The organism is Pseudomonas sp. MWU12-2319, assembly GCF_023242525.1.
Classification (GTDB): Bacteria; Pseudomonadota; Gammaproteobacteria; order Pseudomonadales; family Pseudomonadaceae; genus Aquipseudomonas; species Aquipseudomonas gingeri_D.
Genome location: NZ_JALJES010000017.1, coordinates 136,280 through 149,080 on the forward strand (window position 1 = coordinate 136,280; position 12,801 = coordinate 149,080).

At 63.3% G+C, this 12,801-nt stretch carries 13 protein-coding genes; 8 read left to right on the top strand and 5 right to left on the bottom strand.

Annotation, left to right across the window (positions count from 1 at the left end):
• The 3 genes from M5C01_RS25240 (at position 1) to M5C01_RS25250 (ending at position 4,571) form a co-directional block, all read left to right on the top strand.
• The gene (locus M5C01_RS25240; protein WP_152741270.1) at positions 1–2,694 is read left to right on the top strand and encodes a sensor histidine kinase KdpD; all 2,694 of its coding nucleotides are present in this window, start codon (positions 1–3) and stop codon (positions 2,692–2,694) included.
• Positions 2,691–3,383 carry a response regulator gene (locus M5C01_RS25245; RefSeq protein ID WP_103498845.1) on the top strand — a complete coding sequence of 231 codons (693 nt, stop codon included), beginning with the start codon at positions 2,691–2,693 and terminating at the stop codon, positions 3,381–3,383. The genes M5C01_RS25240 and M5C01_RS25245 overlap by 4 nt, the downstream gene beginning before the upstream one ends.
• 459 nt (positions 3,384–3,842) lie before the next feature.
• Positions 3,843–4,571, top strand: coding sequence for a class I SAM-dependent methyltransferase (locus M5C01_RS25250; protein ID WP_103498844.1), 729 nt, complete (start codon positions 3,843–3,845; stop codon positions 4,569–4,571).
• A 27-nt stretch (positions 4,572–4,598) separates the two neighbouring features.
• On the opposite strand, the gene M5C01_RS25255 is transcribed toward M5C01_RS25250, so the two are convergent.
• The 3 genes from M5C01_RS25255 to M5C01_RS25265 form a co-directional block, all read right to left on the bottom strand.
• A complete protein-coding gene (locus tag M5C01_RS25255) occupies positions 4,599–5,819 on the bottom strand; it encodes a hemolysin (RefSeq protein ID WP_103498843.1) in 1,221 nt (406 codons plus the stop codon).
• A gap of 184 nt (positions 5,820–6,003) precedes the next feature.
• Positions 6,004–6,477: a GNAT family N-acetyltransferase gene (locus M5C01_RS25260; RefSeq protein ID WP_152741269.1), complete on the bottom strand. Its 474-nt coding sequence runs from the start codon at positions 6,475–6,477 to the stop codon at positions 6,004–6,006.
• 14 nt (positions 6,478–6,491) lie between these two features.
• Positions 6,492–6,977: a GNAT family N-acetyltransferase gene (locus M5C01_RS25265; RefSeq protein ID WP_103498841.1), complete on the bottom strand. Its 486-nt coding sequence runs from the start codon at positions 6,975–6,977 to the stop codon at positions 6,492–6,494.
• A 202-nt stretch (positions 6,978–7,179) separates the two neighbouring features.
• On the opposite strand from M5C01_RS25265, the gene M5C01_RS25270 reads away from it, so the two are divergent.
• The 3 genes from M5C01_RS25270 to M5C01_RS25280 are packed head-to-tail and all read left to right on the top strand — an operon-like array spanning position 7,180 to position 9,321.
• The gene (locus tag M5C01_RS25270; RefSeq protein ID WP_103498840.1) at positions 7,180–7,524 is read left to right on the top strand and encodes a YciI family protein; all 345 of its coding nucleotides are present in this window, start codon (positions 7,180–7,182) and stop codon (positions 7,522–7,524) included.
• 40 nt (positions 7,525–7,564) lie between these two features.
• Positions 7,565–8,056: an SRPBCC family protein gene (locus M5C01_RS25275; RefSeq protein WP_152741267.1), complete on the top strand. Its 492-nt coding sequence runs from the start codon at positions 7,565–7,567 to the stop codon at positions 8,054–8,056.
• The gene (locus M5C01_RS25280) at positions 8,053–9,321 is read left to right on the top strand and encodes an RNA polymerase sigma factor (RefSeq protein WP_152741266.1); all 1,269 of its coding nucleotides are present in this window, start codon (positions 8,053–8,055) and stop codon (positions 9,319–9,321) included. Before M5C01_RS25275 ends, M5C01_RS25280 begins: the two co-directional genes overlap by 4 nt.
• A gap of 68 nt (positions 9,322–9,389) precedes the next feature.
• Here the strand turns inward: M5C01_RS25280 and M5C01_RS25285 are convergent, their stop codons facing one another.
• On the bottom strand, positions 9,390–10,244 hold the full coding sequence (locus tag M5C01_RS25285) for a LysR family transcriptional regulator (protein WP_152741265.1): 855 nt from the start codon (positions 10,242–10,244) through the stop codon (positions 9,390–9,392).
• Between the two features lie 91 nt (positions 10,245–10,335).
• Here M5C01_RS25285 and M5C01_RS25290 point away from each other — a divergent pair, with 91 nt between their 5' ends.
• Positions 10,336–10,767, top strand: coding sequence for a multidrug/biocide efflux PACE transporter (locus M5C01_RS25290; RefSeq protein WP_152741264.1), 432 nt, complete (start codon positions 10,336–10,338; stop codon positions 10,765–10,767).
• Between the two features lie 84 nt (positions 10,768–10,851).
• On the opposite strand, the gene M5C01_RS25295 is transcribed toward M5C01_RS25290, so the two are convergent.
• Complete coding sequence (locus M5C01_RS25295) at positions 10,852–11,760, bottom strand: LysR family transcriptional regulator (RefSeq protein WP_152741263.1); 909 nt, start codon at positions 11,758–11,760, stop codon at positions 10,852–10,854.
• Positions 11,761–11,871: 111 nt separating this feature from the next.
• On the opposite strand from M5C01_RS25295, the gene M5C01_RS25300 reads away from it, so the two are divergent.
• Positions 11,872–12,738 (top strand): NmrA family NAD(P)-binding protein, encoded by an 867-nt coding sequence (locus M5C01_RS25300; RefSeq protein WP_152741262.1) that lies wholly within the window; start codon positions 11,872–11,874, stop codon positions 12,736–12,738.
• The last annotated feature ends 63 nt before the right edge of the window (positions 12,739–12,801 follow it).

Below are 12,801 nucleotides of genomic sequence, written 5' to 3' on the forward strand. Positions count from 1 at the left end.
ATGAGTTTGAATGACACCTCCCGCGACATCCGCGACGGTAGACCCGATCCGGATGCGCTGCTGGAGCAACTGCAAGCCGACGAGAAGGCCGCCCAGCGCGGCCGTTTGCGTATTTATTTCGGCTCGAACGCCGGGGTCGGGAAAACCTGCGCCATGCTCCAGGCCGCGCACCGCGAGCGGGCTCTCGGATGCGATCTGGTCGCCGGCCTGATTGAAACCCACGGGCGCGGTGATACCGCCGCCTTGCTCGCCGGCCTGGAACAACTGCCGCGCCATCGCCTGGCCCATGGCGACAGCACGTTGCCGGAGTTCGATCTCGATGCGGCACTGGTCCGCCGTCCGGCGGTGTTGCTGGTGGACGAGTTGGCCCACAGCAATGTCCCCGGCTCACGCCACCCCAAGCGCTGGCAGGATATTGAAGAGCTGCTGCGGGCCGGGATCGAGGTCTGGACCAGCCTGAACGTCCAGCACCTGGAAAGTCTCAATGACCTGGTCAGCGGCATCATCGGCACCCGTGTGCGGGAAACCGTCCCCGACCATGTGTTCGACAGTGCCCATGAAGTGGTGCTGATCGACCTGGCCCCCGACGAACTGTTGCAGCGTCTCAAGGACGGCAAGGTCTACCAGGGCCCGCAGGCCGACCGGGCGTCGCGGCACTTCTTTCGCAAAGGCAACCTGCTGGCCCTGCGTGAACTGGCCCTGCGCCGTACCGCCGACCGGGTCGATGCGCAAATGCGTGTCTATCGTCGCGAGCGTTCCATCGACACCTTGTGGGCCGCTCGTGAGCGCTTGTTGGTGGGGGTTGCCGGTGAGTCCTCGGATGAACGTCTGGTGCGCGAAGCCGCGCGCCTGGCGCAGAAGCTCGAAGCCGACTGGATCGTGGTGCATGTCGAGTCGGTGTCGACGGGCGGCATGGCCCTGCGGCGACGCGCGGCGGCGGTGAAGACCCTGGCCCTGGCCGCCGAGTTCGGTGCCGATACCGCGATCCTGGCGGGTATCGATGTCGCCGAAACCCTGGTGGCCTGTGCCCGCGAACGCAATGCCAACCGCCTGTTGCTCGGCCATCGGCCACGACGGGTCTGGCAGTTCTGGCACCAGACGGTCAGCGACCGGATCAGCCGCCACCACCCGCAGATCGACCAGATCGTGATCGCCCATGGCGAGCTGCCGCGCACGGCGCCGTCCCGACCGGAAGCGGAACCGAGACTGGCACAGGGCAGGGGCCTGGCCTACCTGTGGGCGACCCTGGCCTGTTTCGCCGCCACGGCGGTAGCGGCGTTGTTGCTGCAAGTCTTCGACCCGGCCAACGTGGTCATGCTGTTCCTGCTGACGGTGGTGTTGGTGGCGCTGCGCCTGGGCCGCGGGCCGGGTGTCTGGGCGGCGATGCTGGCGGTGCTGTGTTTCGATTTTTTCTTTGTCCAGCCGGTGCTGTCGTTCACTGTCAACGACACCCAGTATTTCTTCACCTTCGCCTTGATGCTGGGCATTGCCCTGATCACCGGCCAACTGACCGCGCGTCTGCGCCATGAGGCGCGCACAGCGGCGGCCCGTGAGCGCCGGGCGACCTCGCTGGCGCTGTTGGCTCGCGACCTGTCCGCGGCCCTGACCGTCGAACAGCTCGGCGCGGTGGCGCTGCGCACCTTCAGCGGGGTGTTCGAGGCCCGGGTCGGCCTGGCCTTGCCGGATGCCGGCGATCGGGTCGGCACCCTGGCCGGCAGTGTCTTCCCGGTGGATGAAAGCATCGCCCAGTGGACCTATGAACACGGACGCCCGGCCGGACAGGGCAGTGATACCCTGGCGGCCGCCCCCGGTTGCTACTTTGCCCTCAAGGCGCCGATGCGCGTGCGCGGTGTGCTGGTCCTCGACCTGAGTGATGCCGAGCGCCTGAAGGACCCCGATGAGCAAAGCCTGTTGGAAGCCTGCATGAGCCAGTTGGCGATTGCGCTGGAACGGGTGCATTTCGTTGAAGTGGCGCAAAGCACCCTGGTGCAGATGGAAGGCGAGCGCATGCGCAACACCTTGCTGGCAGCCATTTCCCATGACCTGCGTACGCCCTTGACCAGCATTATCGGCGCCGCCGACGCCGCAGCGCCCCATGTGCGTGACGCGTTGGTCGGCGGGTTATTGGGCGGGATTCACGATCAGGCCTGTGCCATGCAACGCTTGATCGAAAACCTGCTGGATATGGCGCGCCTGCAGGAACATGGGGTGCGCCTTAACCGTCAGTGGCATTCCCTGGAAGAGGTGGTCGGCAGCGCCTTGCGCCAACTGCGCGAACCCCTCGCCCGGCATCCGGTGCGGGCGCTGTTGCCGGCGGACCTGCCCCTGGTGGAGATCGATGCGCTGCTGATCGAGCGAGTGTTGGTCAACCTGTTGGACAACGCGGCGAAATACACCCCGGCGGGTACGCCGATCGAGATCACGGCGAGCCAGGTCGACCAGCAGATCGTCCTGGAGATCGCCGACAGCGGACCGGGCTGCCCGTCGGGTATCGCCCCCGAGCAACTCTTCGAAGCCTTCAGCCGTGGCCAGCAGGAATCGGCGGTGTCCGGAATCGGCCTGGGACTGGCCCTGGTCCGGCGGATCGTCGAAGCCCACGGCGGCCGGGTCGTCGCCCGGCCGCGGCTGCCGAACGGCCTTTGTTTTGTTATCAGCTTACCGGCGGGTCAACCGCCGTCCATGGAAACCTTATGACCAGCACCCGTATCCTGATTGTCGAGGATGAAGCCAATATCCGTCGTTTCATCGGCATTGCCTTGCAGGACGAAGGCTTCCAGGTCTTCGAGGCCGACAGCAGCAAGCGTGCCCTGATCGATGCGGCGAGCCGCCAGCCGGACCTGGTGATCGTCGACCTGGGCTTGCCCGACGGTGACGGCAAGGACCTGATCAGTGAACTGCGTGGCTGGATGAGCGTGCCCATCCTGGTGCTGTCGGCCCGTGACCGCGAAGACGAAAAGGTCGCCGCACTGGACGCCGGCGCCGATGACTATCTGGTCAAGCCGTTCGGTGTGCCCGAGTTGCTGGCGCGTATTCGTGCGCAGTTGCGGCGGCAGGTGCAAAGCGGCACGGCGGCGGTCAGCAGCAAGGTGCGCTTCGGCGAGGTTGAGGTCGATCTGGCGACCCATGAGGTGCGACGTGGCAGCGAGGGCGTGCACCTGACACCCATCGAGTTCCGCCTGTTGATCGCGTTGATCCGGGGTCAGGGCCGGGTGCTGACGCACCGGCAATTGCTGCTGGATGTCTGGGGGCTGGACTATGCCGATCGGGCTCATTATCTGCGGGTACACATGGCGCATCTGCGGCAAAAACTCGAAGCCGACCCGGCGCAGCCGCAACACCTGATCACCGAATTGCAGGTGGGCTATCGTCTGGTCGGCCTGTAACGGCTTATTTGTTCTCCCTTTGCGTCTTGGACGCACGCCAGAAGTCGAGGTAGAGGGTGATCACACCGAACGCGCTGATGCCCAACAGCATAAGCAGGCCGATCTGGATATGGGTCATGGCAGGTCTCCGGAAAATACCGCGGCAGGCGGCGACCTGCAGAGAAATAGTCGAAATGGCGGGCAAATGACATCGACTATATGAAAGCTTTACGAGGCGTTCGCGCAACAATATAGGGCGGATACGAACTGAGTTGAAATCGCCATCCCGATGCCGCTGAGCATTGTCTCGACCCCGTCGTCGGCTTGTGATCAAAGGGGCGTTCGGGGGCGCGATAGCCACTGAGCCGCTGGTGTTTTTCGTATTCCTGAAAGGAATGCATTGCATTAAAAACATGAATTTTCTTTATTTTCGCAGGGCGACTACCTTGGGCTGAAGTTCCCCGCCAAGAGAGAAAGCCCATGTCGTCCGAACCTCTGGATTCCGCTCGGAAATTCGATGTATCCCGTGCCGGTGAGTACGCCGAGCAAAGCCGTATCGCCCTGGCCGGTTATGACGCCTGTCACGAGTTGGTCGCCTGCATGCTGGCGGCCAGCCTGGGCAGCGGGGGCGAGGCGAGGATTCTGGTGGTGGGCGCCGGCGGTACCGCTCAGGAAATCCTGACGGCGGCGGCGCTTGAGCCGCTTTGGCGGTTCACCGCGGTAGACCCCTCGGCACCGATGCTTGAGTTGGCGCAGGCCAGTCTCCAGGCCCAGGGGCTGCTGGCGCGCACGCGGGTATTCCTGGGCACGGTCGAGGAACTGACCGACGAGCCGCCCTATGATGCCGCGACCCTGATCGGTGTGTTGCATCACCTGCCCGGCGATCAGGCCAAGCACGACATTCTCAAGGCGATTGCCGCCCGGCTCAAACCGGGAGCTCCGTTGATTGTGGCGGGCAACCATCAGGCCTATGCCAGCCAGCCGCTGTTGTTGGCGGCCTGGGGCGAGCGCTGGCGCCAGCAGGGCGCGAGTGCTGACGCGGTTCGCGCCAAGCTTGGCAAGATTCTCCAGGGGGCCGATCCGCCACACTCGGAGGCGGCGGTTCAGCACTTGCTTGAGAAGGCCGGGTTCGGCACCGCGACGCGGTTTTTTTCCAGCCTGTTCTGGGGCGCCTGGGTGGCATCGAGGAACGCCGTATCACCGACATGACGTTGCCTTTCCCCAGGCGCTACGTGCTCAGTTGCCGTAACAGCGAATCACCGCCGAATGGGTGGCGTAGCGTCCGGAGAGCAGGATCTTGCCATCTGGCTGCAACTCCAGGTTGGAGAGGTAGCTGGTGGAATCGCCGATGTAGATCAGGCGGCTGATCCCGTTGTCGCCAAAATCAGGGTCCAGTTCGCCGTTGTTCAAATGGCGCATCAACCAGCAGCGGCTGCCGCTGTTGATATGACCGGCGCTGACGATTTTCCCGTCCTCCTGCACCGCCAGGGCGAAGGCGATATCCAGTTCCGGCAGCTCCCAGGGCACTCCGGCATTGAAGGTGACGTCCAGCTTGCCGTCGGCTGTGACACGGGTGAGCAGGGCGATATTGTGGGACAGATCCGCGGAGCCGGTGACGACGATTTTCTGATCGGGTTGCACGGCGAGATCAAAAAACGCGGCGTGGCCGTCGCGGGCCGGCTCCAGCTCCAGATAGCCGGCGCAACCGAAGGTCTTGTCCGGCAGGCCGGTGGCCCCGTAGCGCATCAGCATGGCCTTGCGGCCGCGTCGGCCGGCCACGATCAGCTTGCCATCGGCCTGGACCTGAACCGCCTCGAACGCGATGTTCGGTTCCGGTGCCGTGACCACGCCGCAGGTGCCGAAGCGCGGGTCGAAACTGCCGTTGCGGTCGAGACGCACGATAACGTCGCGTGCCGACTCGCCCACGGCGCTGTTCCTCAGGGCCAGGACGATAAAACCGTCCTGGGGTTGCACGGTGAGCCGGCGGCCATAGCCGATCCAGGGGGCCGTGTAAGGCAGGGCAACCTGACCGTTGTCGCCGAAATCGGGGTCCGGCATGCCGTCTTCAGTGATACGGGCGCAGAAGACCTGTTCACCGGAGCGGAAGTGGCCGAGCAGGAGGAACTTGTCGTCTTCGTCGAGGACCGCCTTGATCAGTCTTCGGCTGGAACTTCCGAGTGACTGGGCGAAGTCATGATAATAAAGGCCGTCTTCGCTGAAGTCGGCCTGGGTGATACTTTCTGGCTGGTCTTCATGGACGCCGATAAACCGATGGCGGCCGTCGGGCCGCAATAAAGAAGGGCCGACAAAGCCAGGACCTCTTTCTGAAAAAATAACCAGGCCGTCGCGGTGTTCACCAAATTCCAGATCAAATCTTCCGGCGCTGCCGGGCCGTTGGATGGCCGCGGAGGGCGAGGTTTTGGGGGCGCTGTTCGAGATTCGATTTTTTGCATCCATGGGTATTGAGTCCTTTCAGTTTATTAAATGGCTACTTGAGTTAAATAACGGCTTATCAAGTAGCGATGCGCTGGCTGATGCAGCAGCGACGTCATCGATTTAATAACTGGAAGGCGAATTTGCCCAGCGATCAAGTTTTACTGTAAATGACCAACTGATCTCATACTTATGGCCACCGGCAACTTTAAAGTGTCAGGGTCAATCGTCGTTCGCCGCGATAGGCTTCACCGGTATCCACCCAACCCTGTTTCAGGTAAAGACTCATCGCCGCCTGGTTATCGGTTCCTACCGACAGCAGTAACTGACGGACCTGGGGCCAGGCCTGGCGTACCGCTGCGGGCAGGGCTTGCAGGCAGGCCGCGCCGAACCCCTGGCCTTGAAGCCTTTTGTCGACCTGCAGGGCATGCAGGGTGGCGCTGCTTTCGTCGGCCCAATGGGGGACAAAAGGATGGCGCTTGAGCAACAGGAAGGCCACCGGGGTGTCATGGTCGAGCAGGGCAAAACCGAGCACGCCGTCATGGGGCTCGCGTGGCAGGAAGTGCAGGGCCGCCTGGATATCACCGCAAAATTGCAGCTGTCCGGGGTGGACTTCGAGGTCCGCGAGCTGTTCGCGTTGCAGGGCGCTCAGGTCGTCGTAGCGGGTCAGTCGGGCATTCATGACAATCTCCCGCCTCAGAGTGGCAAGGTCAGCCGACGTTCTTCACCGACCCGCCCGTGAAAGGTCTCGCCGCTGTCGACAAATCCCTGTTTGAGGTAGAGCCCGCGGGCGGCGTCATTGTCTGCGTCGACCATCAGCATCAGCTGGCGGGTAGCCGGCCAGGCGCCGCGAGCGGCGTCCGGCAGGGCTTGCATGCAGGCGCGCCCGAGGCCCTGGCCCTGGTAGTTTTTATCCACTTGCAGGCCATGCAGGGTGCAGACATTGCCGCTGGCCCAGGCCGGTGATGCCGGGGGCCGCTTGAGCAGCAGGAAACCCACCGGCAGCGCATCGGCCAGCAGTACAAAACCCTTCACGTCATTGCCCGTGTGGGCCAGCAGCACCGCCAGGCCCCGGGTGATATCGCTGGAAAATTCCCGTTGCGCCGCATCGACCTGGATCAAGGCCAACTGCTCGCGTTGGGCGGGGGTCAGCGTGACGTAGTCGACAAGGGAAATTCTCACAGCGGCATATCCTGTTTCCGGCAGTAGGGGAGGCCGAATTCTATCGGCTTTAGCAGGATGGATATTATTTTTCCTACGAGTTTTTACGCCTGTCGATTTCCTTTGCTTCCAAGCGACTATTCGTACACTTGCTGATCGTCAGCCGCTTTCGCCAAAGCGCGGAACAGCAGCCATAGTTGTTCGACCGCCCTGGAGACATCCCATGAAATACCTGTGCCTGATCTACAGTAATGAGGAACTGCTGCATTCCCATCCCGACAGCCCCAAGGACCCCGAGTGCCTGGCCTACGGCGAGTCGATCCGGGCCAGTGGTCGCCTGCTCGCCGCCGAGCCGCTGGAGCCGGTGAGCACCGCCACCACGGTGCGCATGCGCGGCGGCAAGCTGTCGATCGTCGACGGGCCGTTTGCCGAAACCAAGGAACAACTGGCCGGCTTCTATCTGGTGGAGGCCCGCGACCTGAACGAGGCCTTGCAGATTGCCGGGCATATCCCGGCCGCGCGAGTGGGCAGCGTGGAAGTGCGGCCGGTGCGGGAACTGAATCTCTGAGCTTTCGAACGGCAACCATAAGAATAAAAGGAGCCTGAACATGAACCGTCAACCGCTGCCCCTTTCGGGAGCTGAACATGAGTTGTCCATCAGTCGCCTGATCGAGGCGCCACGCAACCAGGTCTTTCGTGCCTGGACCGAACCCCGTCTGCTGAGTCAATGGTGGGGCCCCCATGGCATGACCATGCCGGTCTGCGAAATGCAGCTGTGGGTTGGCGGTTCGTTTCGCACGCTGATGCGTACGGCGGAGGGTGTCGAGTACTCTTATCAGGGCGTGTTCCTGGAGATCGCCGCACCGGAGCGGATCGTCTTCACCGACGCCTTTACCCCCGACTGGACGCCCTCGGGCAAACCCTTCATGACGGCGCGAATCACCCTCGAAGAGGCCGATGGTCATACCTTGTATACCGCCCGGGCGATGCACTGGTCGGCGGAGGAAAAGGCGGCCCACGAACAGATGGGGTTTTATCGGGGCTGGGGTGAAAGCCTGGATCGATTGGCCCTGTTGGTCCGCCAGGGGCTGCTGGATTGACCCTCGAAGCCGAGAGCGTCAAGCAGCAGGTTGAGGCGGTGTATCGCCAGGAATCACGGCGGATCCTGGCGACCCTGATTCGCTTGCTGGGGGATTTCGATCTGGCGGAGGAGGCCTTGCACGAAGCCTTCTTTATCGCCATCGAACGCTGGCAGCGCGATGGCGTGCCGGCCAATCCCCGGGCCTGGCTGGTCTCCACCGGGCGTTTCAAGGCCATCGATGTATTGCGCCGCCGGGCGCGTTTTGCCGCATCCCAGGGGCAGTTGATCGCCCAGGCCGAAGCGTTGGAGCAGAGTGAATGGAATGACGAGGATGTCGAGGACGATCGCCTGCTGCTGATCTTTACCTGCTGTCACCCGGCGTTGTCGGCGGATGCCCAGGTGCCGCTGACATTGCGCGAGGTCTGCGACCTGACCACCGAAGAAATCGCCCGGGCCTTTCTCTCGAGCCCCTCGACCATCGCCCAGCGCATTGTGCGAGCGAAGACCAAGATTCGCGATGCGAAGATTCCTTATCAGGTGCCTTCCCTGGCGGAGTTGCCCGCGCGGTTGGACAGTGTGTTGCGGGTTATTTACCTGGTGTTCAACGAGGGGTATTCCGCTTCCCTCGGTGCCAGCCTGACCCGCGACGAGCTGACGGCGGAGGCCATTCGCCTTGGGCGCCTGTTGCTGGAGTTGCTGCCCGATCCCGAGGTCATGGGGTTGCTGGCGTTGATGTTGTTGCATGAGTCGCGGCGTCAGGCGCGGGTCTCCGAGAGCGGGGAACTGGTGCTGCTCGATGCCCAGGATCGTTCGTGCTGGAACGCGACGCTGATTGCCGAAGGCTGTGGGTTGGTGGAACGCGCACTGGGTACCGGACGTTTCGGGCCCTATGGTTTGCAGGCCGCGATCGCGGCCGTGCATGCCGAGTCGGCGACGGCCGAGGACACTGACTGGCGGCAGATCGTCGGGCTCTATGACCTGTTGCTGCGGGCCGTGCCTTCGGCGGTGATAGAGCTCAATCGGGCGGTAGCGGTGGCCATGCGCGACGGGCCATTGGCGGGACTGGAACTGGTGGAGGGCATCCTCGGGCGCGGCGACTTGCTGGACTATCACCTGGCGCATTCGGCGCGGGCGGATTTCTGTCGGCGGTTGGGGCGGGTTGAGCAGGCACGGGAGGCCTACCAGCGCGCGTTGGAATTGACACAGCAGGCGCCGGAGCGGCGTTTTATCGAGCGTCGGTTGGAGGCGTTGAAAGGCGCCGAGCGTGGGCCTGGAAATTTGTAGGCGTCGGTCGAGAGTAGCGGTGAATGTGGCATCGTAATCGCTGGCAAGCCAGCTCCCACAAGAGGCCATTACTCCAGCATTCTAGCCAGTAACCAACTGCCCGCCGGCCCTGGCGGATGCAGGCGTGACCAGAGCGCATCCACCGCCACCGGCCTTGGCCAGCCGCGCAGCGGCAGTTCCACTAGCGAAGCATTGTCGAAGCGCTCCACCAGCCAGCGTGGCAGCGGTGCCCAGCCGAACCCGCGCTGGGCCATTTCCAGCAGCATCAGGTAACTCGACGCCGACCAGAAGCGGCCCTGGGCACGACTTTCGTAAGGATTGACGATGCTCGCCAGGCGCAGTTCACGGTGCTGCTGCAGGCTGGCTTGATCGACCTTGACCTGTTGTGCCAAGGGATGCCCGCGATGGACGAACACGGCAAATTCGGTGCGTTCATCCACGGTGGCACTGCCCAGGTCCGGCGGGTAGCTGTCCTGCCGTTCGGCAAACGCCACCTGGGCCCGGCCTTGGCGGACCAACTCCACCAGGTCGTCGCACTCGGCGATCAGGCACTCCAGCTCGAGGTCCGGGTAGCGGGCTTCGAAGTCGCTCAGGGTGGCCTCGAAACGGTTGGACTGGTAGGTGTCGGAAATCACCACCGTCAGTTTCGCTTCCAGACCGCCGGCCAATTGGCGCGCGCTCATCTCCAGGCGGTTGTTGGCCGCAAGGATATCCTCGGCCTTTTGCAGCATGACATGGCCGGCCGCGGTCAGGCCGGGCTTGCGGGTACTGCGGTCGAACAGTTCCAGGCCGAGGTCGATTTCCAGGCTCGCGACTGCGGCACTGATGGTCGACTGGCTCTTGCCCAGCTTGCGCGCCGCCGCGGAGAAGGAGCCCAAGGTCGCGGCCTGGACAAAGGCCTGGAGCATTTCGTTGGAGGCCATGAACTATCGCTTTTGTCGATGGTAATCGACTTTTAGTATCTGTCCGGGTGGCGATAATGACAACCCTCGGATATCAATGGAGGCGTCCATCATGACCCCCGGCAAGTCTTTTACCGAACGTGTTTTGCAAGCCATCGGCTTCGAGGTCTTCGCGGTGCTGCTGTGTACGCCGCTGTTTGCCTGGGTGATGAACAAACCGCTGTTGGAGATGGGCGTGGTGACGGTCGCCAACTGTTTTATCGCCCTGGGTTGGAACGTCCTGTTCAATGGGATGTTCGACCGGATGCGCGAGCGCTTTGCCCTGGAGCAGAACGTCTGGACGCGCCTGCTCCATGCCTTGCTGTTCGAAGGCGGCCTGGTGGCGGTGAGCGTGCCGCTGGTGGCCTGGTGGCTGGATCTCAGCCTGTTGACGGCGCTGCTGCTGGATATCGGCGTGCTGCTGTTCTTCCTGCCCTATACCTACCTGTATCACTGGGCCTACGACGCAATACGCGAACGTCTATTGCTGCGCATCTCCCTGTAGGAGCAGCCGGTCGACGCTCGATTGCTCGCGAACCGCCGAAGGCGGCCATGCACATTGCCTCGAGCTCTTTACCCCCCAACCGCATCAAACAGCACTCAACCCAATAATAAAATCCAGAAACGCCCTGACCTTGGCCGGCGGCAGATGCCGGGATGGATAAAGGGCATACAGCGGAAAGCGCTCGTCCGGCCAATCGGGAAACAGCTCCACCAGCCGACCCGCGTCCAAGGCCGGACGTACCCCCAGGTCAAGCACCTGGGCGATGGCATGGCCGCTTTCACACAGGCTGTGCAGGGTGCCGACATCGTTGAGTACCAGTCGCGCGTTATTGCGCACATCCACCCGCCGGCCGGCACGGTGAAACTCCCAGGGGAAGGGCCGCCCGGTTTCCGGGTCGCGGAAGGACACGCAGACATGCCGTTCGTCCTCCATGTCCAGCGGTGTCAGCGGTCGCCCGTGGCGTTTCAGGTAGGCCGGCGCCGCGCAGGTCAGCACCCGCACGTCCAGCAGCTTGCGCGCCACCAGGGAAGAGTTGGCCGGGTGACCGAAGCGTACGGCCAGGTCGAAACCATCGGCCACCACGTCGCCCAGTTGGTCGCGGTTATAGAGCTCCAGGTGCAACAGCGGATGGCGGCTCATGAACTCGCCCAGGGCGGGGCCGAGGATCAGGCGGGAAAAATACGGATCGATATTGACCCGCAAGCGCCCGCGTACCTGGCTGGCGCTACCGCTGGCGGCATGGGCCGCTTCTTCGAGACCGGCCAGCAACGGGGTGACTTCCTCGTACAAGCGACGGCCTTCGTCGGTCAGCTTCACCGAACGGGTGGTGCGGTCGAACAGCCGGATGCCCAGGCGTTTCTCCAGCCGGGCGATGGCCCGGCTGACGCCGGAGGCGGTCATGTCGAGGGCTTCGGCGGCCTTGACGAAGCTGCCGCCGTCCACCACCGCGTTGAGTACGCCAAGGCCGCTGGCCAGGTTGGAGTCGAAGCTCATTACTGATTACCAGTCAGTTATTCAATGACATCCATGCTATCGGAGAATCCCGACCCCTGGCGGAGAATTCCTCCATCGCGACAGAGGTCGCCGCTTCCTGGAGGAACTTGCATGTACGCAGTCATGGGTATTACCGGACAAGTGGGCGGTGCCGTCGCCCGTACGCTGCTCAGCGCCGGGCAATCGGTACGCGCCGTGGTGCGCAGCGCCGAGAAAGGTGCGCCGTGGGCCGGACAAGGCTGCCAGGTGGCCCTGGCCGATGTGGATGACGGGCAGGCACTGGCGCAGGCGTTCAGCGGTGTCGAGGGGGTGTTTATCATGATGCCGTCGAACTTCGATCCGACGCCGGGCTTTCCTGAAGCCCGCCAAGTGGTGGAAACCCTGCGCGCGGCGCTGGAACAGGCGCGGCCGGCGAAGGTGGTGTGTTTGTCGACCATCGGTGCCCAGGCGACCCAGCCGAATCTGCTGAACCAGTTGCAGTTGTTGGAACAGGGCTTGAGCACGCTGGATCTGTCGGTCACCTTCCTGCGTCCGGGCTGGTTTATGGAGAATGCCCTGTGGGATGTGGCGGCGGCGGTGGAAACGGGAGTGATCCCCAGCTTTCTGCAACCGCTGGACAAGCCGGTGCCGATGATCGCCACGGCGGATGTCGGACGCCTGGCCGCGCAGTTGGTGCAGGAATCCTGGAGTGGCAAGCGGGTGGTTGAACTGGAAGGACCGGAGCGAGTGACGCCCGAGCAGATTGCCGGCGGTTTTGCCGAGTGGCTGGGCAAGCCGGTGCGCATGGAAGTGGTGGCACGTGATACCTGGGAGGATTTGTTCACCTCCCAGGGGATGAATAACCCGCTGCCGCGCATGCAGATGATCGACGGTTTCAACGAAGGCTGGATCGAGTTCGCCGGAACGCCGCGCAAGGGCGAGGTGCCGTTGCGCAGCGTGCTGAAGGATTTGTTGATCCGCAGTGGCGTGTCCGGTTGACGGGCCCCATCGCCGGCAAGCCGGCTCCCACGGGTTTTGTGTTGTGCCATTGAGGCGGTGTGG